At 53.4% G+C, this 24,299-nt stretch carries 20 protein-coding genes and 1 pseudogene; 3 read left to right on the top strand and 18 right to left on the bottom strand.

Annotated elements, in window-relative coordinates; all coding sequences use genetic code 11:
• Nucleotides 1-251: 251 nt before the first annotated feature.
• The 13 genes and pseudogenes from NSQ80_RS19660 to NSQ80_RS19720 form a co-directional block, all read right to left on the bottom strand.
• Nucleotides 252-1,613, bottom strand: coding sequence for an FAD-dependent oxidoreductase (locus NSQ80_RS19660; protein ID WP_339300538.1), 1,362 nt, complete (start codon nucleotides 1,611-1,613; stop codon nucleotides 252-254).
• A 435-nt stretch (nucleotides 1,614-2,048) separates the two neighbouring features.
• Entirely contained in the window at nucleotides 2,049-2,852 is an 804-nt protein-coding gene (locus NSQ80_RS19665; protein ID WP_009223699.1) for a hypothetical protein, read from the bottom strand.
• A 14-nt stretch (nucleotides 2,853-2,866) separates the two neighbouring features.
• On the bottom strand, nucleotides 2,867-3,730 hold the full coding sequence (locus NSQ80_RS19670) for an ABC transporter ATP-binding protein (protein WP_009223698.1): 864 nt from the start codon (nucleotides 3,728-3,730) through the stop codon (nucleotides 2,867-2,869).
• A gap of 239 nt (nucleotides 3,731-3,969) precedes the next feature.
• Nucleotides 3,970-4,866 carry a M15 family metallopeptidase gene (locus NSQ80_RS19675; RefSeq protein ID WP_009223697.1) on the bottom strand — a complete coding sequence of 299 codons (897 nt, stop codon included), beginning with the start codon at nucleotides 4,864-4,866 and terminating at the stop codon, nucleotides 3,970-3,972.
• A gap of 230 nt (nucleotides 4,867-5,096) precedes the next feature.
• A pseudogene (locus tag NSQ80_RS19680) lies at nucleotides 5,097-6,215 on the bottom strand (DEAD/DEAH box helicase); the annotation flags it as partial.
• Between the two features lie 45 nt (nucleotides 6,216-6,260).
• Entirely contained in the window at nucleotides 6,261-7,931 is a 1,671-nt protein-coding gene (locus NSQ80_RS19685) for an AarF/ABC1/UbiB kinase family protein (protein ID WP_323078025.1), read from the bottom strand.
• Between the two features lie 4 nt (nucleotides 7,932-7,935).
• Nucleotides 7,936-8,244, bottom strand: coding sequence for a phasin family protein (locus NSQ80_RS19690; protein WP_009223694.1), 309 nt, complete (start codon nucleotides 8,242-8,244; stop codon nucleotides 7,936-7,938).
• Nucleotides 8,245-8,299: 55 nt separating this feature from the next.
• Complete coding sequence (locus tag NSQ80_RS19695) at nucleotides 8,300-9,157, bottom strand: uroporphyrinogen-III synthase (protein WP_339300541.1); 858 nt, start codon at nucleotides 9,155-9,157, stop codon at nucleotides 8,300-8,302.
• Nucleotides 9,158-9,244: 87 nt separating this feature from the next.
• Nucleotides 9,245-10,321, bottom strand: coding sequence for an endospore germination permease (locus NSQ80_RS19700; protein WP_260071042.1), 1,077 nt, complete (start codon nucleotides 10,319-10,321; stop codon nucleotides 9,245-9,247).
• Between the two features lie 33 nt (nucleotides 10,322-10,354).
• Nucleotides 10,355-10,582 (bottom strand): hypothetical protein, encoded by a 228-nt coding sequence (locus NSQ80_RS19705; RefSeq protein ID WP_009223691.1) that lies wholly within the window; start codon nucleotides 10,580-10,582, stop codon nucleotides 10,355-10,357.
• Entirely contained in the window at nucleotides 10,575-11,780 is a 1,206-nt protein-coding gene (locus tag NSQ80_RS19710; protein WP_260071043.1) for a Ger(x)C family spore germination protein, read from the bottom strand. Before NSQ80_RS19710 ends, NSQ80_RS19705 begins: the two co-directional genes overlap by 8 nt.
• Before the next feature lie 6 nt (nucleotides 11,781-11,786).
• Nucleotides 11,787-13,310, bottom strand: a complete 1,524-nt coding sequence (locus NSQ80_RS19715) for a spore germination protein (protein WP_260071044.1) — start codon at nucleotides 13,308-13,310, stop codon at nucleotides 11,787-11,789.
• Nucleotides 13,311-13,433: 123 nt separating this feature from the next.
• Nucleotides 13,434-14,687, bottom strand: a complete 1,254-nt coding sequence (locus NSQ80_RS19720; protein ID WP_260071045.1) for a methyl-accepting chemotaxis protein — start codon at nucleotides 14,685-14,687, stop codon at nucleotides 13,434-13,436.
• A 553-nt stretch (nucleotides 14,688-15,240) separates the two neighbouring features.
• On the opposite strand from NSQ80_RS19720, the gene NSQ80_RS19725 reads away from it, so the two are divergent.
• Complete coding sequence (locus NSQ80_RS19725; protein ID WP_339300546.1) at nucleotides 15,241-16,140, top strand: IS1595 family transposase; 900 nt, start codon at nucleotides 15,241-15,243, stop codon at nucleotides 16,138-16,140.
• A gap of 521 nt (nucleotides 16,141-16,661) precedes the next feature.
• Here the strand turns inward: NSQ80_RS19725 and NSQ80_RS19730 are convergent.
• Complete coding sequence (locus NSQ80_RS19730) at nucleotides 16,662-17,477, bottom strand: response regulator transcription factor (RefSeq protein ID WP_232282228.1); 816 nt, start codon at nucleotides 17,475-17,477, stop codon at nucleotides 16,662-16,664.
• Nucleotides 17,459-17,848, bottom strand: coding sequence for a transcriptional repressor (locus tag NSQ80_RS19735; protein ID WP_009223685.1), 390 nt, complete (start codon nucleotides 17,846-17,848; stop codon nucleotides 17,459-17,461). Before NSQ80_RS19735 ends, NSQ80_RS19730 begins: the two co-directional genes overlap by 19 nt.
• Nucleotides 17,849-18,010: 162 nt before the next feature.
• Between NSQ80_RS19735 and NSQ80_RS19740 the strand changes: the two genes are divergently transcribed.
• Nucleotides 18,011-18,409, top strand: a complete 399-nt coding sequence (locus NSQ80_RS19740; RefSeq protein ID WP_009223684.1) for a hypothetical protein — start codon at nucleotides 18,011-18,013, stop codon at nucleotides 18,407-18,409.
• Here NSQ80_RS19740 and NSQ80_RS19745 read toward each other — a convergent pair.
• The 3 genes from NSQ80_RS19745 to NSQ80_RS19755 are packed head-to-tail and all read right to left on the bottom strand — an operon-like array spanning nucleotide 18,326 to nucleotide 22,312.
• The gene (locus tag NSQ80_RS19745) at nucleotides 18,326-19,429 is read right to left on the bottom strand and encodes a spore germination protein (protein ID WP_260070956.1); all 1,104 of its coding nucleotides are present in this window, start codon (nucleotides 19,427-19,429) and stop codon (nucleotides 18,326-18,328) included. The two genes, NSQ80_RS19740 and NSQ80_RS19745, sit on opposite strands and share 84 nt — an antisense overlap.
• 14 nt (nucleotides 19,430-19,443) lie before the next feature.
• Nucleotides 19,444-20,655, bottom strand: coding sequence for a Ger(x)C family spore germination protein (locus tag NSQ80_RS19750; protein ID WP_339300548.1), 1,212 nt, complete (start codon nucleotides 20,653-20,655; stop codon nucleotides 19,444-19,446).
• Nucleotides 20,645-22,312 (bottom strand): spore germination protein, encoded by a 1,668-nt coding sequence (locus NSQ80_RS19755; protein ID WP_009223681.1) that lies wholly within the window; start codon nucleotides 22,310-22,312, stop codon nucleotides 20,645-20,647. Before NSQ80_RS19755 ends, NSQ80_RS19750 begins: the two co-directional genes overlap by 11 nt.
• Before the next feature lie 188 nt (nucleotides 22,313-22,500).
• On the opposite strand from NSQ80_RS19755, the gene NSQ80_RS19760 reads away from it, so the two are divergent.
• Entirely contained in the window at nucleotides 22,501-24,069 is a 1,569-nt protein-coding gene (locus NSQ80_RS19760) for an FAD-dependent oxidoreductase (RefSeq protein WP_009223680.1), read from the top strand.
• Nucleotides 24,070-24,299: the final 230 nt, after the last annotated feature.

The raw sequence follows: 24,299 nt of genomic DNA on the forward strand, positions 1-24,299 counted from the left end.
TTCCGGAGCAATCCCGGAAAGGGTCTTTAACCTACACGTTAACCGTGCATTTACTTGGATGGTGCGGCGATCCCGTCCAATATTAACTGCCATACGGCATCGAAATCTGCATCAATCCGTTCATTCGTCCATTGGCGGAAGTGCGCAGGATGATGAAAGTGCAGGAACGCCAGAAAGATGGCTCTTGCGGCTTCCTTCGGCTCCAGCGCTTTGAATTCTCCCGCACGAATGAACTCGCTGATATTTTTTTCTTAGGCGTGAACAGTTTCCCGCTTCGGAACTTCCGGCAGCACCTCTAAGCCTGCGCTGTTCAAGAAATTCCACGGCTTGTTGTAATGAGGTTGGAAGAAGAAATCAACGAAAGCGAGCTCTTCCATTTTCATTCCGTTTTGGATGCATACCGAAATCGTGTTGATCGACTGAGTCAGATCCACCTTCGACATGATTTGTGCACCCAGGATCCGGCGAGTATTTTTCTCATAGACCACCTTCAGCATGACCGGCTCATGGGTTGGCATAAATTCCGGTCGGTAGTTGTCGGTGATGAGTACCGCTTCTGCATCCAAACCGGCGTCCTTGGCCGCTGCTAAAGTTAATCCGGTCCCGGCGATGTTATCCTCGTAAATTTTAATCCCCGAAGTGCCTTGGGTACCCATATACTTCACGGTTGGCGCAACCAAATTTCGCGCTACCAACGTCCCCATGCGAACGGCGTTGGTTGCCAGCGGGATATAGGCATGCTTGCCTGTCGGGTTATAGAAGACGGCGCAGCTGTCGCCTGCCGCATACACATCCGGCTTCGAGGTGCGCATATATTCGTCCACAATGATCGCGCCGTTGTCCAGCATGTCGACCTGACCTTTTAACAGCTCCGTGTTAGGACGGAACCCGATGCACATGATCACCAGGTCTGCAGCGTATGTGCCTTTATCGGTGATGACTTTCGTTACTTTGCCGTTCTCGCCTTCAAAGCGCGTGACCTTTTGGCCTAAAGCCAGCTCGATGCCGTGTTCGCGGAGCGATTGTTCGATCTTGTCCGTGTACTCCGGATCGAGGTATTTGCTCAAAATACGGTCCTCCGCATCGATCAACGTAACTTGCTTCCCATTAAGCTGGAACGCTTCAACCAGCTCCACGCCGATGTAGCCTGCGCCGACAACAACGATATGTTTGGCTTGCTGCGCTTTTTCGATGATGGTGTTGGAGTGGTTATAGTTCTTCGAAAGCAAAATATTCTCCAGATCACTGCCCTCAAATTTCGGTACGATCGGCCACGACCCCGTCGTGACAATCAGCTTGTCGAAGCGATCTTCAAACACTTCGCCCGTCTCCAGGTTCCGGGCTTGAAGGACTTTCGCATCCGTATCTACCGATACGACTTCGTGCCGCATCTTTGTATTTACACCCAGCTCAGCCAATTGCTGCGGCGAGGAATAGAACAGCCCCTGAGGATCCTTAACCATCCCTCCGACATAAAGAGCGATGCCGCACGACAAGAACGAGATATTGTCGTTCCGTTCATATACGGTAATTTCCGCATCCGGGTAAAGTTTGGCCGTATTAACGATCGCCACCGTGCCTGCATGGGTACATCCGATAACTGCTACTTTCATGATTTCTTCCTCCTCCATAATCAATACCTGTTTGATTGTGTATAGCTAATTTCTTAACTTGTGAAAATCGTCACTTATAAAACTCGAGTTGTTGTGAAATATTTCACTTCATGGTTCTTATTATAGTGTGACTTTTTTCACATTGCAAGAGGGAAAAGAAAGTAAAATTTCTCAATTTAAAATATCCGAAAGGCCCCTATGGCTCCTTCTCGCGCGCCTCTTTGCACGATTATCCCTTTGGTTCAGAATTGGGGAACCCTTATCAGACTTCCCTTCGATTTGGGATATTAAGCTGGAAGGTTGAGGGATCGGAAAAAAGAAAAGCACTTAGACAACTCCTGAAGCCTCTTCAGGATCGCCAAGTGCTCGTTATTCATATTGCGTATGTAGAAACCAACAACCGCGCGCATCCTTACCCCTGCGATAGCCGTCTCTTTATTGCGCTTGAGCCGCAGCAAGCTGCTGACGGATCTCGGCGTATTTGGCCTCCCGCTCCGGCTTGGTGAGCTTGGGACATCCGTAACAGTAGCCATGGCCGGTGTCCGTCCGATAGGCTAAGCAACAAGTTGGTTTCATCGGCGATTTCTCGCCTGGCCGATAAGGATCATCCAGCAACACTTCCTTGATCCGATACGGATTGCGCTTTAGGCCAAATACCTCGGCTGGCAGCTCCTTCACGAACTCGTACTCCTCCAGAAGCCGAGAACGCAAGGTTTCCTCCTCCAGACGCCCGGCGATGGCATGGACGTAATATTGCACGCCTAACGGCAGCTGGCCCCACAGCTGCGCAACCGGCAGCTTCGAGACTGCAGCAATATTTTCCATGACTGGTCGCAGCACTTCGCCATAAAAACGGGTCAGCTCGCGGGTCTGCCAGGACAGACGGTCACCGGTTGGCCAAGGCTGTTCAGCCTTATCGTTCAGCACAAAATAAACCCAAGGGAATCCGTTGACCATCACGAGTTGCAGGGTGAGATTTTCGAGCGAAAAATGCAGCTTGCCCGAGGCCACCGACCCCATGTAGTGCAGCGCTGCACACACCACCCGCCAGCTCGTAGCGAAATAGGTTGCGGATACTTGAAGATCAAGCCCCTTAATTTTCTCCTGGTAGATTTCCAAAAAAGCCACCAGCTGCCCGCGATCCAACAGCATCTCAGCGGGCATCGTGAAAAAGGCATCCGTCCGCTGCTCTGTTACAATCGCCAATTGCTGCTCCAGCAGCTGATAATTGATGTTCATCTTTGGTTCCCCCACTACAGGAACGAGACGACTTTGGGCGAAACCTCTTCCGGTCCATCATTTTTGCCCTTGCGTACTTTGCCTTCGGCTGCAGCCCGGTACAGCTCATAAGGGAGGCACAGCGGTACGCCACTCCGCGGATCGGTCACGATATCCGCCTCGATGCCAAACACGTCGCGCAGCACTTTGGAGGTCACAACCTCTTCCGGTGTACCGGAAGCGACGGCCTGGCCTTGCTTGATCGCAATCATGTAATGCGCGTAACGAGCGGCATGATTCAAATCATGGACAACCATTACAATCGTCCGGTTGGATGTGGCATTCAGCTCTTCAAGCAGTTGAAGCACTTCCAACTGATGGGCCATATCCAGGAACGTCGTAGGTTCGTCGAGGAACAGGATATCCGTCTCCTGCGCCAGCGCCATGGCGATCCAGGCCCGCTGCCGTTGACCGCCGGACAGATGCTCTAAGGCCCGGTCACTGAACTCGGTCATGCGGGTGGCTTCGATCGCCCACTCCACAATTTTCCGGTCCTCGGCCTTCAAACCTCCAAACCCCTTCTGATGCGGAAAACGCCCGTACGATACAAGCTCATAGACCGTTAATCCTTCCGGGGCGGTTGGGTTTTGCGGAAGAATCGCCAGCTGCTTGGCTACTTCCCGCGTCGACTGCTTATGGATCGATTTGCCGTTCAGCAGCACGCTGCCGGACTTCGGCTGAAGGATCCGAGCCATCGTTTTCAGGACCGTTGATTTACCGGAACCGTTCGCGCCAACCAACGCCGTGATTTTCCCCTCGGGAATCGAAATGTTTAAGTCTTCGACAATCAGACGATCCTCATAGGCAATGTCTAGATGCGAAGTTTTTAAGGAAACCATGGCACTCATCCTTTCCGTGTCCAACTGAATAAACCCACCAATGTATCATTGTAAAAAGAGTCTATATCACGACTTCATCTTAGATTCATAAAAACTTCATCTTCTTAAAGATACTGATAATCATTATCAGGTGTCAACTGTTAATTTTATTAGGTTCCTTCGCTGGATGGAAAATCTAAAAAAGACGCCCGCAGGCGTCTTTCCTGGATGAGCTCATGATCTCGAAAAATCCCATGAAATCACTGGCCCGAAACCGGGACGGCATCATAGTATTCTTCCAACGTAATGCCGCGTTTGCCGATGTCGGCCGCGATTTCTTTCCCTACATAACGCAGGTGCCATGGCTCATATTTGTAGCCGGTAATGTCTTCCTTCCCTTTCGGATAACGAATGATAAAGCCGTATTCGGTGGCATGATCCGCCAGCCAGGCCGCTTCCTTCGTGTCACCGAAGCAGCTTTCCGCTGCGCATTTGCCATCGCTGCCCGATACGTCGATCGCCAGACCCGTCTCATGCTCGCTGTGGCCCGGAACCGCGCTGTACGTCTTCGCGACTTCCTCGCCGTCCTTCTCCACGTAACGGTTAAACAGCGCCGTTTGGGTCTTATGTGAACGGTACGCCGACACGCCGGCCAGATAGATACCGTCTTTCTCGGCTCCAGCGAACAGCTCCTCGAGCGCCTTTGCCGCCTCTTTGCGCATCATGCGTTTTTCGATTTTTTCTTTGAATGTAAACCGGACGTCGGGATAGACCAGATCCTTCGGCTCGTAATCCTCCGGTAAAGCAAATTGCTTGTTGATCAGCACCGCCACGCTGTACGGATCCCCCATCGCTGCGCGGTCCCCTCCGCTGCTGTCGCTGGAACCGTCAGGGGCCTGTGCCGAATCGCTGGAATCCCCGTTCCCGGTAATGCCGCCGTTTGCTGCGTTATTGCCTTCCGTAGCTTGGTCGTCCATGGTGTCGGTGTCGTTGGCGGCATTGTCCCCCGCACCGTTATTTGCGCCGGCGGCCGTGTTCGTGCTGTTCTGTGCCGGTGTCTGCGGAGCGTCGGCCGCTTGTTTGCCGCAGCCTGCGATTAATACCGCTGTTAACAACAGCGCCATCGCCGCAGTCACCACGCCTTTCTTGCTGTTCATCCTGGTTCCTCCCTGTGGCGGTGCCTGGATTGACGTTTCTCAGGCACCTGTTGTGTATTCTACTATCCTTTTAACGTTAACGGATGGAGTGCGTAAGAAGTTACATGGAAATTCGAGGGCGCCGGCTACCGCCCCCGGCGCCCTCGCCCTCCGCCGCGGCCGCTCTGCCCGCGGCGGCCCGGCCCACGGCGGCCCGGCCCTGGCGCGCGCGAGGCGCCCCCGGCGGCGCCGCTCTTCTCATATCGCTGCCGCTCCAGCTTGCGGCCGATGCCCCGCTCGATCAGGCGCAGCGCCTCCATATCCTTCGGCGCGGCGAACGTCACGGCCACGCCCTTCTCCCCGGCGCGGCCCGTCCGCCCGATGCGGTGGATGTAGCTGTCCACATCGTGCGGAATGTCGTAGTTGAAGACGTGGGTGACCCCTTCCACGTCGATCCCGCGCGCCGCGACGTCCGTCGCGACCAGCAGCTCCAGCTTCGCGCTGCGGAACGCGCGCATCACCTGCTCGCGCTTCGCCTGCGATAAGTCGCCGTGCAGTTCGTCCGACTGGAAGCCCGCGGCCTGCAGCGCTTCATTCAGCGTGCTGGCCCGGCGCTTCGTGCGGCAGAAGATCACGGCCAGATAGGGACGCTGGCTGCGGATCGACTCGATCAGCGCGCTCTGCTTGGTGCGGTCCGTGCATTCCACCAGGATCTGCCGGATGCTGTCCAGCGTCACGCGCGAGGTTTCGGCGATCTGGATGTCGCGCGGCTTGTCCATATACGTTTTTGCCAAGCGCTTCACATTGCCCGGCATCGTTGCCGAGAACAACATCGTTTGGCGGCTGCGCGGAACGAGCGACAGAATCTCCTCCACCTCAGCCAAAAAGCCCATATGCAGCATCTGGTCCGCTTCATCGAGCACCAAGTAGCGAACGGCGCCCAGCGTCAGCGAGCCCCGCCGCAAATGATCCAGCAGCCGGCCCGGCGTGCCGATGACCAGCTGTGCACCATTTTTCAGCTTGCGCAGCTGCCGCTCCACGTCCTGACCGCCGTAGGCAGCCAGGACGGAGAGGCCTTCCATCGCCTCCGCCAGCTTGCGGGCCTCCGCAGTAATTTGAATCGCCAGCTCCCGCGTCGGGGTAATGATCAGCGCCTGCGCCTCAGGGCGCTCCGGGCGGATCTTCTCCAAAATAGGCAGCAGAAACGCCAGCGTCTTGCCCGTGCCGGTCTGCGCCTGCACGATCGCGTCCTCGCCCGACTGCAGCACAGGGATCGCTGCCGCCTGCACCGGCGTCGGGTTCACGATGCCTTGTCCCTGCAGCTTGCGAACCAGGAGGGGCGATACATTTAAACTCTCAAAAGTTGTCAACAGGTTTCACCTCATCTTCTTCAGCTTCCCTATTGTAACACATCCTTAGAACCTTCCCGACCGGAAGATCGAGTAAAGCAGCCACAAGAACATCAGCGTCGCGACCACAAAGCCGATTTCGATTGCCGGAATGTTCCAAAGCAAAGTCGGCATCCGCGAAAGGGAAGAGCCGATGATGAGGCCAACCATAATGATGCTGAAGGCCAGCAATACGATGCTAAACGACAAGCGATTGCTGATCTGGTCCAGCTTACGGAGCAGCTGCTCCATCTCCGGTACGTTCATATCCATCTTCAGCTTGCCGCGAGCTAGTGCGCTCGACAGATTGCGGATCTGCTGCGGAAGATCCACAAGCGAATCCGCCAGCTCGTAAGCTTCGTCAAACAGCTTCTTGCCAAGCCGGCGCGCGGCATATTTCTCACGCATCAGCTTGCGCCCGAAAGGCTCCGCTAAATCCAGAATGCGAAGGTCCGGGTCGAGCGCCAACGCCACCCCTTCGACGGTGAGCAGCGCTTTGCCCAGCAGCAAGAGGTCAGCGGGCAGCACGACGTGATGCTTCTGGGCCGTTGCAAACAGATCCTGTAACGCCTGACCGATCTGGATCTCTGCGAACGGGATATCATAGTAGCGCTCACGAAGCCGATCCAGGTCCATGCGCAGTCCGGCCGTATCGGCATCGTCTCCGACAAGGCCCATGCGCAGAATCGCCCGCACCATCCCCTCCGTGCTGCGCCGCATCAAGGCGATCACCAGCGAGGACAGATGATCCTTCATCTCCTCGCTAAGCCGCCCCACCATACCGAAGTCGATGAAGGCGAGCTCCCCTTTGCTGGTCACCAGCAGGTTGCCGGGATGGGGGTCCGCATGGAAAAAGCCCCCCTCAAAGATTTGCCTAAGCAGCGCATTCACCAGCCGCTCCGCCAGATCCTTACGGTCGTACCCCAGCGCATCAATCCCCAGCAGACGGTTGAGATGCTGCCCCTCCACGAATTCCATCGTTAACACGCGGGAGGTCGTGAGTGGCCAATGGACCGCCGGGATATATATTCCTTCATCCGCCTTGAATTGCCGGCGAATCCGCTCCATGTTCCGGCCCTCGAAGCCGTAATCCAGCTCCGCGCGGATCGAGCGGGCGAACTCTTCGACCATTTGGGGAATTTGATACCGGGATACCCAGGACCAGCGTTTGTTCGCCAGCGTCGTCAGATGCTGCAGGATGTCGAGATCCATCTCGATCACCGGGGCGATGCCGGGCCGCTGGATTTTGATTGCGACCGGCTCTCCTGTTATGAGGCGGGCCCGATGCACCTGGCCAATCGAAGCTGCCGCGAGCGGCGTCTCGTCGAAGCTCTGGAACAGCCCCGCCAGCGGCTGTTCCAGCTCCGCTTCCAAAATGGCGCGAGCCTCCTCCGCCGGAAACGGCGGCACCTGGTCCTGCAGCTTGACGAGCTCTTGGATGATCGCCTCCGGCAGCAAATCCGAGCGCGTGCTGGCCAATTGGCCGACCTTCACGAAAGTTGGGCCCAGCTCCTCCAGCACGAGCCGAATTCGCTCGGCCAAGGTCCGCGAACCGCGCTCGCCGGTGTGCTGCGGCCGCGAAGGCAACCGGATCAGCCGGGCCAAGCCGATCTCCTCGGCCAAATAGCCAAAGCCATGGCGCCCAAGCGCCATGGCGATTTCACGATAACGGCCGGTATGTCGAACGAAGCTGCTCATTGCTTTAAGGCTGCTGCAGCTCGGCGAGCTGAATTTCCAGCTCCGCTACCCGCCGTGTCAACTCCTCTACCTCTTTTGCCGTGGCCAAGCCCATGTTCTGCAACGCGGACCGAACCTGCTCATTCACCAGCTCTTTGAACTTGCTTTGCTCTTCGCTGCCGCGTTCAATCAGCTTCTCCACCAGCTGTTTTGATTCGGAAGGGGCCAGCTCTCCGCGTTTTACCAAATCATCGACGATGCTTTCGATCTTCTCCTTGCTCATGATCGTCAAACCCCAACCCAGCGAAATCGCTTTTTTCAGTAAATCGCTCATTGCCCATCATCCTTTCATTTGAGGTTTGTAGTACCTATACCTATCATTACCCAATTTAGGCTCGTTGTTCATCTCCGCCGCTTGGGGCTGCAAAGAGCGGTTCGGCTTCACCCGCATAATAACGGGCCAACTCAACCATCATGCTGCCCATCCGTTCTTCCTTGGGAGCCAGCACCCGGGGCACCCCGGATTCGTATAGACCGGCTGCCGTCACTTTGCCCACAGCCACCGCTAATACCGGGCCTTTCAGCACCTCCAGCAAAGCGTCAAGTTGCCCCTGACGCTCCGCGTGCTCCATCAGAAAGCGCACCTGCGGTCCGCTTGTAAACGTCACAGCATCAATTTCCCCGGCCAAAATATCGCTCAACAACTTCTCTAACTCCGCTTCGGGAGGCGCAATATGCTTGTAGGGCAGCAACTGGCGGCAGCTCGCCCCTTGCTCCTCTAACCAAGCGACCAGGCGGGGCGCCGGATCACCGTGCAGCTGCAACAACACGCTCGCTCCGCGCAATTCATGTTGCGCTAACCCGCGAATGAGGCCTTCCGTACTGCCGTCATCGTCGCGGACGATCGGGGTTAGCCCCCGTTTTTTCAGAGCGTTAACCGTCTTGTAGCCCCGAGCGGCAATGTTCTCCTCTCGAAGGCGCTCCAACAATTGATCGGCGACGCCCATATCCTGGGCCATATCGAACAGCGCATCCAACCCCATCCCCGTCGTAAAAATCGACCAATCCGGCGGATGCTCCACCCAATCGACAATACCGCTTCGCAACGCCTGATCGTCGAGCAACACGGTTCCCTGTGCCGGACGGTACAGCGGGATACCTCCCATGTTCTCAACCAGCTTGCCTAGTTCCTCTGCCCGACGGGGCCCGGTCAACGCAACTCTTTTCCCTTCCAGTCTCCGTGCCATCGTATACCTCCCAGGTTTATCCTATTAACTACCTTCAGCTTATACGACGGAGAAAGCGAAGTAAATTGCCATTTCGGCGATCGGCCGTTAGCCTGCCTTCGGTTCCGGTTTATTTCGGCGTGGTCGCAGCACCGCAAAGAACAGGATCGGAAAGACAAGGTAAAAGATGAAGCCGATCAACGGAAGCACGAAGTTAAAGTGAAAGAGCTGCAGCGCATTTTTAAAGAACCAGACGGAGCAGGCAAAGGCCAGCGCGCCGGCGGGAGCTGTCATCAGCCGGCCGGACAGCTTGGGGACGACGATTTGCAAGGTGTAACACAGCACATAGAGATCGAATGCGATCTTACTCAAGGCCGTCGGATACCAGAAACCCAAAAGCAGCAAATCGAAGCGGTCGATAAAATCGGTGATCTGAATTTGACGGATCATCTCGTAACTGGGGTGAATCAATCTTTCGACCAAAGGGATCCCCAAAACCATCTGCGTTATCAGCAACAGTACCACCATCAAGACGGTGCCTATGACCAAGCTGACGTAGCCTGCAATTGCCTTGTAGTATTTACCGGAAATCACGAGCGGAAGCACCAGAATTTCAGCCTGATAGGGGAAGACATACCAGGTTCCCTCCATAATCCCAGACCAATCCGGTGAGAAATAAGGTACTAAGTATGTGAAGTTTAGATCACGCATCAATACCAAAACACCAATAAACATGGAGGCGATAAAAATCGGTATGTAAATTTCGCTGAGTCCCAAAAAGGCCCGAATGCCTCCCTGACAGATGTAAACCGCCGTTGCGGTCACCATCAATCCGAGAATCGGGACCGGCGTCCGATTGAGCAGCACGGTATTGGTGAAATCCGAGATAATTCGGATGTCTCTTGCACATATAAACAGCAGAAACAAGAGGTAGATGACCAGCAGGGCCCTGCCGAAAACAGGAAACCTGCCGGCCATCGCCTGCAACAAATTGCGATCAGAGAATCGCTTCAGCGTCGTGGAGACCAACCACAACGACACAAGGCAAATCAGCCCGCTCATTATATAGCTGATGACGGCGTGCTGGTGAGCCGCTTGAGTCGCTAAAGTGTACGTATGCAGATACGATATCGATCCGATGTACAGGACCCCAAGCAGAGTGATTTGCCGTTTGGTAATTTTCATGACAGGCACACTCCTCCATGTTCGGTAGGGTTATCAATGATGATGATCAAACGGTACCAGCGGCTGTAACACCCGTCCCAGCCACTCTGTGGGATAGAAGACTTGGGAGGACCATGTCACATAGATCAGGATCCCGAAGGAAGCGGCCATCACCGAATAAAACGCCCAGCGGCTCAGCGCCCCTCCTTCCCGGAGTGCCTCCCGGTCCCGCCAGCAGTTGAAAGCAATCAACAACAACAATCCAATGTAGGAACTAGTCATTCTTGAGAAGCTCCTCCTTTATTCCCAGCGAGTCGATTAATTCGCCGCTATTCTCCAGATGAACCTTTGTCCGGACACGGACCTCGACTTCCGGCAGCAGGTCATGCCAGCGGTGTTTCATTTTGTTCCATTCGGCAGGGTACTTGCTGTTCAGGGCGGTGCTAAATCCATAAATATCCGATCGATGCTTTTGAAACGTTTCTTTAATGACCGACTGGATCTCCTGATCCAGAAACGTATTGGCATGCTTCTCCAGCGATAACATCATCGTGTGTTCGAAACTTTGCCGGGTCACATTTTCCAAGATCAACCCGGTCGCCTCGATCTCCAAGTCGAACGAGATGCTCCCATCCTCCAGATGAGGATGGATTTTCCTGTGGATTTGATTTAATACGATCGTCGCCGATTCTTGCGGATGATGTTCACCCATCACGACCGTGAATTTGGGATTCAGCGCCTGCCCCATCGCGATCAGCGCCATAGGCGCTTGCTTATCAGTTAAATAACCCGACAGCCTGTCGTCGTGAAATACGCCTAATCCATCCAGCCTGACCAGGCTTTGGCCATTCCCGACCTTCTCGGGAACACTGGGCGTCGTCACCATGACCGGAATTGCAAAATCTCTTCCTTCGGTTAGCAGCGCATTGGCCATGCTTTGGATAGAGATCGGGTCCTGCATGGCCGACTTGGCCAGCTCGCGGATCATTTCCGAAGGGGATTGCTCGATCGGGGCCTCAACGTCCAGCAATTTATATCCTGGCCCGCGGCTAAGCACAACGTAGGTCGTTAGCCGATTTTGCGGAAACCGAGCCAAGACGTCGATAGACCCGGCAATTCCCGATTTGGCGAACTCCTCTCCAATAATCGTCACCCTCCGGTGAGAGAAGTTGATCACCCGCGATAAACTGTCTTGCAACTTTTCATTCGCCTGGAATGGCGTTGGCGCCGTTTGGGAAACCATCAGGTAGGTTTTGCTGCCGGTCGTTCCGCCCCCGCCCCCTTGGGTGCCAGCACCCCCGAGCGAACTGGGCAAGGCGATTTGCGCGGTCGAACGAATTTGGCCTTCATCCAAATCCGTTGAAGTCGCCAGAACAAAGGCAACATCGTTCACTTCGACGCGATCCCAGCAGCCCGTCAGCAGGCAGGGAAGCAGGACGAACACGCTAATCGCCCGAACCCGGGCAAAGCTTGCTTTCACGAACGTTCACCATCCTTCATTGGAATCACTCCCCAATGGACGGGATTTTCCGATTCGACGAACGTTCCCTCGGGTTGCGTCCGAAGGCCGCTCCTTCATCTTCCAGATCGGCACCCTGCTGAAAATATCCTTCATATCTCTTGCCTCATACGGGGCTACCCCCTTCATGTAAGGCACGCCAAACGACTTTAACTGCGTTAGATGGACGACGATCCAAATCGCACCGATCACGATGCCAAATAATCCGAAGGCGCTGGCCAGCAGCATGATCGGAAAACGCAGCATCCGAACCGTCACCGCAAGACTAAAACGGGGAATCGTGAAGGAAGCGATCCCGGTCAGCGAGACGACGATAACCATCGGTGCGGACACGATGCCGGCCTGGACTGCAGCTTGCCCAATCACCAGCGCCCCCAGGATGCTGACCGCTTGCCCAACCGTTTTGGGCAGACGGATGCCGGCCTCCCGCAGCGCTTCAAAGGAGATTTCCATAATAAAGGCCTCCACCAACGCGGGGAAAGGAATCGCTTCCCGGGAAGCAGCGATGCTTAAGATTAAAGTCGAAGGCAGCATATCCTGATGGAAGGTCGTGACCGCGATATACAAGCTGGGCAGAAACAGGGCAAGAAACAAGAAAAAGATGCGAATCCAGCGAATCATATTGCTGATGAAAAAGCGTTCGTAATAATCCTCGCTGGCCTGCAGAAGCTGCCATAACGTCACAGGAGCAATCAGCACAAACGGCGTGCCGTCCACAAAAATGGCGATCCTCCCCTCCAGCAGCTGCGCAGCAACGGAGTCTGGCCGTTCGGAATATTGCATCTGCGGAAACGGCGAGGAAGGATTATCCTCAATCCATTCCTCGATGTATCCGGATTCCAGAATCCCATCGATATCGATGCTCTCGAGCCGGTCCTTTACATCAGCAATCAGCGATTCCTCGGCCACACCTTCGATATAGGCGATCGCGACGTCCGTCTTTGTCATCGAACCGATCACCATATCGATTAATTTCAGCTTTTCCGATTTGATTTTGAACCGGATTAAGGCGGTATTGATCCTTAGCGACTCCGTGAAGCCTTCACGCGGACCGCGGATCACCGCTTCCGTCTGCGGCTCCTGAACGCTCCGGCGCGAACCGCCCTTGACGCTGAACAGCAGCACCTCGTCCATGCCTTCAACAAAAATAGCAACGTTTGCCGTCAATACTCCGTTTATCACCGTCGGCCAGTCGGTAGCAGCCTGCGTTTGGCTTAACGAGATTCTCGTGAACGATAACGGATAGATGTCCCCGTTTGCGTGCGGGTGCTTGGCCAATCCCTCGATCAACGGACGCAGCATATGCTGCTGAACGTCCTCAACTTTAGCTATCCCTTCAATGTATACCAGCAAACCGCGGATATCCTCGGTGAGCTGAATCTCGCGGTAGATGACGTCGGAACAGTCCTGGAATACGTTTTTCACTTGCTTGATATTTTCCGCCAAATCTCGGCTGATTTTGTTCTCTTGTTTTCGTTCCTTGGTCTTCATGGGAACACTCCTTGCCGGTCCGCCGATTCATGGTGATATGATGTAGAATGTACCATTTTGGAAAATCTATGTAGACAAAAAAAGCCCTCCGGCGGTAAACCGGAGAGCAATGCAGTGGATGAATCAGGATTTCCGATCCATCTGGAACTTGTCCACTTTTACTTTTAATTGTTCAGCAATTTGAGCCAGTTGGGCGGCAGAGGAGGCAATTTCCTCAACGGAAGCAAGCTGTTCCTCCGCAGCGGCGGAAATCGTCTGGGTTTTGCTGGCGAGTTCCTCGGATATCTGACGATTCCCTTGAATGGTATCTTTTGCCACTTCCGTGCCGGTGGCCATCTCTTTGACACTCGCAACGAGGCCTTCCATCTTGTCCGCAGCGCTGCGAACCGCTTTGCGAATCCGCGAGAACGAGCGGCCGGAGGTATCAACGGCAAGAATCCCTTCGTGAACCCCCTGCTTGGCCTCCTCCATGGAGACGACCGCGCGTTCGACTTCCGCCTGCACGCTGCCGATCAGCTCCGCAATTTGCTTGGCCGATTGCTCGGACCCTTCCGCCAGCTTACGCACCTCCGAAGCAACTACGGCGAATCCCCGGCCTTCCTCACCGGCTCGCGCCGCTTCGATCGATGCGTTTAGCGCCAGCAAGTTCGTCTGCTGAGCAATACCTGTAATCACTTCGATAATACCACCGATATTGGCCGTATGCTCGCCTAACGTCTGGATGACTTCTCCCAGCTCATCAACGGTTTGCTGAATTCGTTCCATTTTCTCAACTACGCTCAGCACGGATGAGTTCCCTTCCTCTGCAGCTGCAGTCGTCTTCTCCATCGTCTCGGTAAGGTTAACGATTTGCTCCGACATTTGACTCGCCTGACGGGACATCTCTCCCATGCCTTGGGCTCCGCCTTCCAGTTCCGACAACTGCCGTTCGCTACCAGCTGCAATCTCCTGGAGGGCACCATTGACTTGCCCGATCGTGTCCACCGTTTGCTTCGCACCCGCTGACAGCCGTTCGGACGTGGTAACGACCTGGTTCGTCGTATCCCGAATGCTGGTGATGATCCCCCGAAGATGGTCTACCATCCGTTGATATTGGTTTGCCATGGCGCCGATCTCATCTGTCCGGTTCAAATAGTCCAAGCGCCGGGTCAAATCCCCTTCACTAATATGCTTGGCCGTTTCCGTCAAACGTTCCAGCGGGACGGCAATCATTCGAATCAATACGATAGCTGCCAAGACCGCCAGCACAACAGATATGCCCGTAATCAGGTACCAGGTTGGTTCAACCCCGCCGTTTACGACCAACGCTAGAATACAGGGAACCACCGCCAAAAGAATGGGGATCAATAATAGAGCTAACCTAACGCGTTTTTGCATTGACGACCTTCCTTCTCTTACATAATGAATAAGCTTTTATACTAGATTATACTCGTTGCTCCAAGTCTTGAATATAGATGCAAAAAAAGATCAATCCCCCCTGGTTGGTGGTACTCTCCTGCCCCGTATGGTCTTTCGCGCGCCTCTTTTGATGATTATCCCTTTCGTTCAGAAATAGGGAGGTTTAGGAAGGGGCTCTTCTAGCCTCCCCTTTGCACCATTATCCCTTTCAATCAGAATGGGGATCGAGAAAGGGATCCTCTCGCTGCACCTCTTTGCATGATTATCCCTTTTGCTCAGAATTGGTGGAGCTAGGAAGAGGATCTTCTTGCTACCTCTTTGTACCATTATCCCTTTTGTTCAGAATAGAGGACTCTATGATCGGGATGAGACGAGGTTACCCGGTAGCTGATCATTCCTATTTTTACGAAAATAAGATGGCCCATCTGGAATTTTTTGCTTGCAAAAAGAACATGTGTTTGGTATAATAGAAGAAAAAAGAACATACGTTCGTGTTTATTGAGTTAGAGGATTTGAATTGGAGGAATCGGACATGGAATTAGGGATGAATACGGATCTTCAACCTATTAGCAGCCGTTTTCAAAGTGAGGCGGACTGCATTGAGGCAATCATCGCTATGAAGTGGCCAAACGGATTTATTTGCCCGCGCTGCGCTTATAGCGAGTGCACCCGCCTGTCCTCCCGACGCCTTCCTTTGTTTGAGTGCGGACGATGCGGCTATCAGGCATCGCCTTTGGTCGGCACGATTTTTGAAAGAACCCATCTGCCCCTTGTGAAGTGGTTTCGAGCCCTCGAATTGTTCCTGCTTCCCGACGGCATCTCGGCGCTGCGGTTGAGTCAGGTCATTGAAGTTACCTACAAGACCGCTTGGCTCATGCTGCACAAAATCCGTCATACCCTCGGCGAATGCGATGCCCGGGAACTGCTCTCTGGAGACGTGAAGGTAAACTGCGATCAGTATGCGTATGATTCGTCGCGTTATCATCCGGCTGCTCAGCCATATGCCACCGCGGTTGTAGCCGGCTGCACGGTCACGGAGTATGGCGAGCCGGAGCGGGTGAAGATCCAGCTGATATCGCATAAAAGAGGACAACGTGCCGACCGGCATGATCTCGCCGCGTTCATCCATGATCATATCGATGTCCATACCTCCACCGTTCAGTCGTTCCATTTGGCTTATCGGCTGTATTTGCCTTTGCGGAAAGAAGTAAGAGCGGCGTGGAACTCGCTTAAGCGCACGTATATTGCCTTGGGGCTAACACATTTGCAGGCGTATTTGAATGAATACACCGTCCGCCGCCATCTGCGCATGTCCCCTTCCGAGGAAGAAATGCGTCATAATATGCTACAGATGTGCGTATCCATTCCAGCGATCCCTTACCGCCAATTAATCACACGCCATCAGAAGCCATTCTATGCAGCAGCGGCTTAAAATTAAAGTGCTACCGAGATACTAGTGAGATAATAATGAGGTACTAATGAGATACTAGTGAGGTGCTAGCGAGGTGCTAATGTGTACTGTAGCTAATGTGGTGCTAAGGGTGCTAATGAGATACTTATGAGATACTAGTTACTAATGGCACTAATAGAAGTACTGACATGTCTACTTCCTTCTCTTTCTTCACTCCACCAGCTGACTCAACGGGATAATCATCAAAAGAGGGTGGCAAAGAGACAGCTTCCCCCTGTCGAAACTATCAGCAACTATCGATTTTCTTGTAAAATCTTACTGCTACTTTCTTGCAATATCTTACTTCTACTTTCTTACAGCATCTTACTGCTCCTGCGCATGTTGCAACTTTATCTTTCTCCACTGCCTGATGCAACGGGATAATCGTCAAAAGAAGGCGGCGGAGAGACTAGCTCCCCTATCTCCCTATTAACCAAGAGAAACGGGGACTAGAAAAACCGTCTGTCCGACGACAAACGGTTTTCTTCTGAATTGAGTGTGCTTTAATCCGCCAGCCGATAACCCACGCCGCGGACGGTGGTAATGTAGGTCGGACGCGAGGCATTGTCGCCGAGCTTCTTGCGCAGACTCTTGATATGCACGTCGACGACGTTGCTGCCGCCAAGAAATGTTGTTCCCCATACCTCCGACAGCAGCTCTTCTCGGGACAGCACTGTACCTTCATGTTCCAGCAGCTTGATCAGCAGTTCGAACTCCGTCTTGGTCAGCTCAATTTTGATGCCGCCCCGGTACACTGTCATTTTCTTGCGATCGATCCACAAATCCTTGAAGATCGCCGGGGACGTGCCGGTAAGCAGCCGCGACGACAACGGCCGCGGGCCGCTATTGCGAATAATCCGCTGGGCATGGTACACGATTTCGACCGGGCGGGCTGGCCAAACCAGAAGCTCTTGGTTCCTTAAGGCCGGGTCAAGGTATCCGAGCATCGACTCTCTAACGAGCAACAGCGAGGGGGTGCCGCCGGTTTCCTGTCCCACCAGCGAACGGATCACTGCTGTGTCTATGTTCTCTTGATAGGAGGTCAGATCAAAGATCAGCAGGTCGGCCGCCAAAGCGTTACGAATGCCTTGCTCCAAATGATGGAATACAAGGACATCAAAGCAGCTCTCCGACAACTCGCGCACCAGTTCATGAACCTCGCTCGGAAATGGACTAATCAAAATGACGCGCTGTGTAACCGGGCACGCCACTCTGCCTAGTTCCAAGCCCTCCGGCTCGGCAACTTCAACACCGGAAGGGCGGCGGAAGGGGACCGTATTACCCGAAATTCCGTTTTGCATCACTTCTTCTGCTGACAATTCGGACACACCCCCCCAAATACGACATGTGCATGATGAACATCATATCCCGTTTCCTCAGCCACCGTACGGTTCCATTCCTCCGGCACATGAGACATCACTTCATCCACGCGGCCGCAAACCTCGCACAAGATATGCTGATGATCGTCCAGCTTCGCATCATACCGGCTGGCTGCTTCGCCCAGCTTCAATTCGCGAATCAATTCCTTCTCGGTTAAATACCGCAGTGAGTTGTAAACCGTACCATATGCAAAATTATATCCTTGCTCAACCAGACGGTTCATGACTTCCGCGGCCGTCGGATGGTCCTTGGCGTTGCGAACGACATCATATACCGCTTGGCGTTGGGTCGTTAAATTTAAGGCTTTCATTTATCATCAATCCCTGTAGTTGTTTTTAGATTTAGTATAAGTCTTATTTTATGAAACGTCAATTCCTTTCCCCATTTCCTGCATGTTCCAACGCGCTTTTCCTAATACTATAGGATGAAAGCTAGACTACATTAACCATTTTACCGAGAGGAGCTGCACCTTATGTTGATTCGAAAATACCTGACTACTCTCCTCATAGCGGCTTTTTCAATGGGCTATATCATTTGGACGGACATACTGATTGGACTTCCATGGAATAACTTCTTAATCAACTGGAGCTACTCGCTAACCGATCCTGCCGAACGGATTTGTGCCTATATGCTGTTCCTGTTCCTGATCATCCCGGACATCTATCATTTCGTAAGCCGCAAACGGAATGGAGGCGGACAAACCTCAGGCCATGCGACTAGCTCGCAGCAAAACGAAGAGTCTTCGTCCACCTCGGCGAACAAAGACTCTTCTAACCCATCGGAGGATTTACGTTCCGGAATGCCGCCGGAACCGGAATCGGTAAATCAAGGCGGCTACAATCAGAGCGGCGGGCACAATAACATAAAATAATGGATCCATGATATAGAGGACATCGCCGCCTTTCTTGACGTGCTCACTATACGTTCGAGCGATCGTTATCGAAGTGAACAACACAATCAGGGCCAGCGGATAGAGGACCTTCCGATAGGGAATCTTGAACAAGTCGGAAGCTCCGATAACGGCCGCATAGAAATAGACAGCGATTTTGAAGAAGTCGCCAATGATCAACACCATCACCACTAAAATATCCAGACGTTGAATAAAGTCGGCAATGGAGGCTTTACCAACCATCGTTAGAAGCGGGAATATCGATCGCTCAGCAATGTCCACGCCAAGTATGGAGATCGTAATCACCACCGTCCCCGACAAAATCATCCCTGATAGCAGCACGGACATCAATCCTGCCCGGACCCCTGCTTTTACATTGTTCAAATACGGCAAAACCATGGTGAAACAAATAATCTCACCAAACGGGAACTGGTAATTTTGGCGATAAACGGACTCCAGCACCGGCCCAAACCCATCGCTTAGCACCGGAAGAATCCGGGTGAAATCTATAATTCCCGAGAACAGCAGCAGAAACAAAATGATGATCCCGATCACAAACACAACCCAAAGCAAAATAAACGCCGTGCGGGCCAGCACCTCAATGCCCTTGTGCAGTACATAAATGATCGTTAGCATCATCACCGTATTGATAATGAACAGCGGAGTCTCTTTCAACGTGGAGGCGAAAACCAATAACCCGCCGTCCATCAAATCGCGGCTAGCTTTGTTCATATAAAACAGTATATAGGCAAAACCGATTAGCCCGCCCAAGTATTTGCCTAGCAGCAATCGCATATATTGGGTGGGCAGTTTATCAGGAAAAGCGGTGTACAGAAATGCATACCCCAGAAAGAGCAGACACCCGACCAACATGCCGCACAATACGGCGATCCAGGCATCCTCGCGGGCTGCCATGCCCAAATTCACAACCAGGGCCGTCCCGAGTTGAAACAAGACAAGCAGGGCGAAAAGTTGCATAGGACTTAGCTTCGTGTCTTCCAAGCGTATCCCGCCTCCTATTCTTTCTTTTTCAAATTATATTGGAAGGAACGATCTCTCATTTGGGAATTGCGGACGATCGAATCAATATGATATTCGACCGCGACCTTTGGAAAGATGTCGGACCATTGTCCCTTCAATTGCTTCCAGACCTTTGGATGCTGGAGCTCGAGCGTCCGTCCGAAGCATAAAACATCGCTGTTCAGGGATTGTGCCGTTTGAACGGCAGCCTTGATGTCCTTTAATATTTCCTGATTCACATCCTTTTCCAATGCATCCAGAGTTGCCAGGTCACGGAAATCGATGGGGCTGTCCATTTCCCGAACCGACAGCTGGGCCATCACCTTCACAACGAAGATAGGGTCCTCCCCATCCTTAAGAATCGCCCGAATCGAAGTTTTACTTCTGCGAACATCCAGCGTGATAGTCCCCTGGTCGTCCGGCGTGATCACAATCGAAGTGTTGTGCAGCTTATCTCTAAGCCAGATTAATCCCCGGCTTTCATTCTCATTAAGCCATCCCTTCAACTGATCTCCTTTAAACACCGCCAAATTGGACATGACCAGAAGCCCGAGGTTATCTGTTTCCTCCAGATTGTTTTTCTTTCGTACTTCTCGGACACTCCCTACAATATCAACGCCGTTGATTACCGGCCCCGAATTAGGCACGAGGACCTCGCGTATCAGATCATCAACCTCAACGGGATAATTGGCACCGTACTCTCGGGAGGTCATTTCAGCTTTTTGAGCAAGCGTATACGCGGTGATTTTCCCCATGGGGGACAGCCCGGCAATAACGTCGAGCGCTCGGATGCCTTTTTTCGCTATAAAAATTTTTGCGGTTAGGCGAATATCTGAATCCCGGTCGAGAAAATCGAGGATATCCGATATTCCCTGCCGGGCCAGCTCCTCCGAGATGACCACGATACGAACATGAGCGGTCGACATCAGCCGTGGTACCTGAAGAGAAGCCTTGCGAACGGCCTCCATAATGGATCGTCCTTCGGCGGTATAAACCGTCGTTGGGGTACCGCCTCTGCCGATTTTTCCGGAAATCTCGTCGGCGATAATCACTTGAAAGGACACCAGATAATCCTTATTTCCAGGGCCGCGATCGATACCAATCCCGGACACCACCGCCCGCCGGTTTAACTCTTCCGCATCCCAGCAACCGGACAGGGGCAGCATGACGCACAGGATCACAAGTAACCACATCGCTCTAATTCTCATTTTGGTCCTCCTGCTTCCTTGATTCCGTTTCTTGTCCGCCTTGCTGCGGGCCGCCCTGACTCGCCTCCTCTCCAGAATTCGCCGACCCGCTGGAGTTGTCGGGAGACATCGGTTTGATTTCCCCTATCTTCTTCATATCTTGCTGGCTTGAGGACATTAACGGTTCCCACCCGTGCATCCAAATCGGCAGCCGCAGGATCGCATCCTTCTGAGCCTGTGGTACAAACGGGCTGAACGGCGTCAGATAAGGAACGCCAAACGACCGGATGCTGTTCATATGGGCGATCAGCATAATCAGCCCCAGCGTGATCCCGTAAAACCCAAAAAAGCCGGCCAGCACAAGAAAATAAAACCGGAACAGCCTGCCCGCAATAGATAGGTTATAGGAGGGCAATGCGAAGCTCGCGATCCCCGTCAGCGCTACGACAATAACCATGATCGGCGTGATGATCCCCGCCTCAACGACGGCCTGCCCCAGGATCAACGCACCTACGATCGACACCGTTTGCCCAATCGCCCGCGGCATCCGTACCCCTGCCTCACGTAAAATCTCAAAAACGACCTCCATGATGATGGCCTCTACGAAAGCCGGAAACGGCACTCCCTCGCGCTGAGCCATTAAGCTGACCAGCAGCAGTGTAGGAATCATCTCATAATGGAAGGTCGTCAAGGCAATATAAACCGCCGGACCTAGCAGCAAAATCACAAAGCATATGTAGCGGATAACACGCATCAGAATGCTGATGTCAAAGCGTTGAGCGTAATCCTCCGGCGATTGCATGAACTGGGCAAAGACAGTAGGCAGGATCAGCGTAAACGGCGTACCGTCGACGAGAATAACCACCCGTCCTTCAAGCAAGTTGCCTGCGGCGACATCCGGGCGTTCCGTATTATAAACCGTCGGAAACGCGGTAATGGTCTTATCCTGGATAAACTCCTCGATATAAGCGGATTCCAGGATGCCATCGATGCGAATTTGCTGGAGCCGCCGGCGAATCTCGGCTACTACATTCGGGTCGGCACTGCTTTTCATATACATCATCGCCACGTGGGTGTGGGTCACGGAGCCGATTTTCAACGACTCCAGCCATAGATCCGGTGACTTAATGCGCCTCCGGATCAAGGAGATGTTGGTCGCAATCGATTCCACGAAGCTGTCCTTGGGCCCGCGCACAACCAGCTGCGAGGAAGGCTCATTAACCGCTCTCCATTCCCCGCCCGCCGTGCCGGAAATGATTCCCTGATCACTACCGTCCACCAGCAGCACGGTGTCACCGGATAGAACGGCCAGCATGATGTCGTTCCATTCCTTCACTACCTTGGTCTCTCCCAAGGACAAGGCATCCTCGAGAATGTATTGGATGAGTCGGTCGGCGGGATAAACGTTAACTTTCTCGGGATCCAGCTCCATTAAAGGCTTGATCACGAAATTATTGATCGCTTGCTGGTCGCTGAGGGCGTTCAAATAGACGATCGCCGCCTTCGCGGGTGCCTGAACTGGACCGCCAAGCTTGAGATGACGGATGACAATATCCGGGCTGTTTCCGGATTCCTCCATGATGCGGTCCAGCATTTGCTGCAAATCCCCGGTAATTCGAGGTTGTCTGTTGCTTTTGTTCTGCTGGCCGGAGCGGCCGCGGGATAAGTGGCGCAGCATGATTAGCAACTCCTATTCTGTCTGCATCTCTTCTCTCCATTATTTGCTTTTCATTCCTTTTTCATGCGACAGAGATCGACAGGGCCTTCCGAGAATCTCAAGCGGTTTTTCTGTCCCTAAGCGGGAAATAATGTATCCGAAACGGCTCCCATTTTTAAGGAAAAACCATATGACAGGAGGAAGCCTCAATGGAGGACACCCCATTTATGTCCGGCGGACTTCCGCGATTCCCTGAATCGCTGTGGCGCAAAACAACTCCGTTGCCGGACTTTAGCAAGCTGACCGAGGACATCGATACCGACGTTGCCGTGGTTGGCGCCGGGATCACTGGAATCACCACTGCTTATTTGCTGGTGCAAGCCGGTGTAAAGGTCACCATCCTGGAGGCCGGTAAGGTCCTGGACGGCACAACCGGGTATACAACCGCAAAAATCACGGCGCAGCACGGCCTTATTTACGACAAGCTGATCAACCATTTTGGTGAGGAAGGCGCACGGCTGTATTTTGAAGCGAATGAGGAGGCGCTGCGTTGGATCGGCGAAACCGTGAAGGAGCGGAAGATAGAGTGTAAGTTCCGCCGGGAGGATGCTTATTTGTATGCGGATTCGGACGAGCAGCTCCACAAGCTGGAAGCGGAATGGCGGGCTTATGAACGCTTAGGTCTGCCTGGTGAATGGCGGGATACGATCGAGTTGCCGCTGCAAGCCAGAGGGGCCGTCGTGATGAAAAATCAGGCCCAATTCCATCCGCTTCAATACTTAAACGAATTGCTGGCGTATGTCACCTCCCATGGAGGTGTGGTGTATGAAAATACAACGCTGGAGGATGTCGCCGAACCGCAGTCGGATGGACGGCTTCGCCTGACCACGGAAAACGGCCATCACATCGTTTGCCGCCATGCGGTATCGGCCTCCCATTATCCGTTCTTTGACGGAAAAGGCTGGTACTTCACCCGGCTGCATGCCGAGCGTTCCTATGTCGTGGCCATCGAACCGGAGAAAGCCTACCCTGGCGGCATGTACATTAATTGCGGCTCCCCTACGCGCTCGCTCCGATCCGCAGAGCTGAACGGGAAGCAGGTGGTTCTGGTCGGCGGCGAGTCGCATAAGACTGGCAAAAACGACTGCACGATTCAGTCCTACGAAACCCTGGAGAAATTCGGACGGCAGACGCTCGGGATCAAGTCGATCCCCTTCCGCTGGTCGGCGCAGGATCTGGTGACTCTCGATGGCGTCCCCTACATCGGGCGGATTACATCAAACCATCCGAATATCTACGTCGCCACCGGCTTCTACAAATGGGGAATGACCACCAGCACGCTGTCCGCAATGCTAATCCGCGACCTCATTCTGGAGAAGGAGAACCGCTATGCCGAGCTGTTTACGCCTTCTCGGTTCAAGGCCGACCCCTCGATCAAGCATTTCATCACCCAAAATGCGGACGTAGCCAAAGAGTTCGTCACCGGCAAAATCGAACTCGTCCACCTGAAGCCAGAGGATCTCGTTCCGGGCCAAGGCGGCGTCGTCAAGCACCATGGTAAGCGTGCCGGAGCCTACCGCGACCAAGACGGCCTGCTCTATCTTGTGGATACGACCTGCACCCATATGGGCTGCGAGGTCAAATGGAATGAGGCGGAACGATCCTGGGACTGCCCTTGCCACGGCTCCAGGTTCGATTACAAAGGCGAAGTGATCGAAGGGCCGGCAACAGAGGCGCTCCCTCGCCTTCACCGCCAACCTGAGCAAGCCAAAAGCTGAGTTCCCCCGACACTCCGCAATCTGACTTTGGGGAATAGCACAAATCAAAGCGCATCTGTTCGTCCTATTCCTTTGAAAACAAAGGGCAAAAGGAACAGATGCCTTTTTTCATTCACTACCTTGCTTTAATCAGTACTGTGTGATATTATACTTTTCGGCGATACTAATCAATGTTCAGTACTGATGAAATTTCAACACGTAACGTACACCCAATTTAGAAGAAACGAGGC

The organism is Paenibacillus sp. FSL K6-2441, from assembly GCF_037964765.1.
Taxonomy (GTDB): Bacteria; Bacillota; Bacilli; order Paenibacillales; family Paenibacillaceae; genus Fontibacillus; species Fontibacillus phoenicis.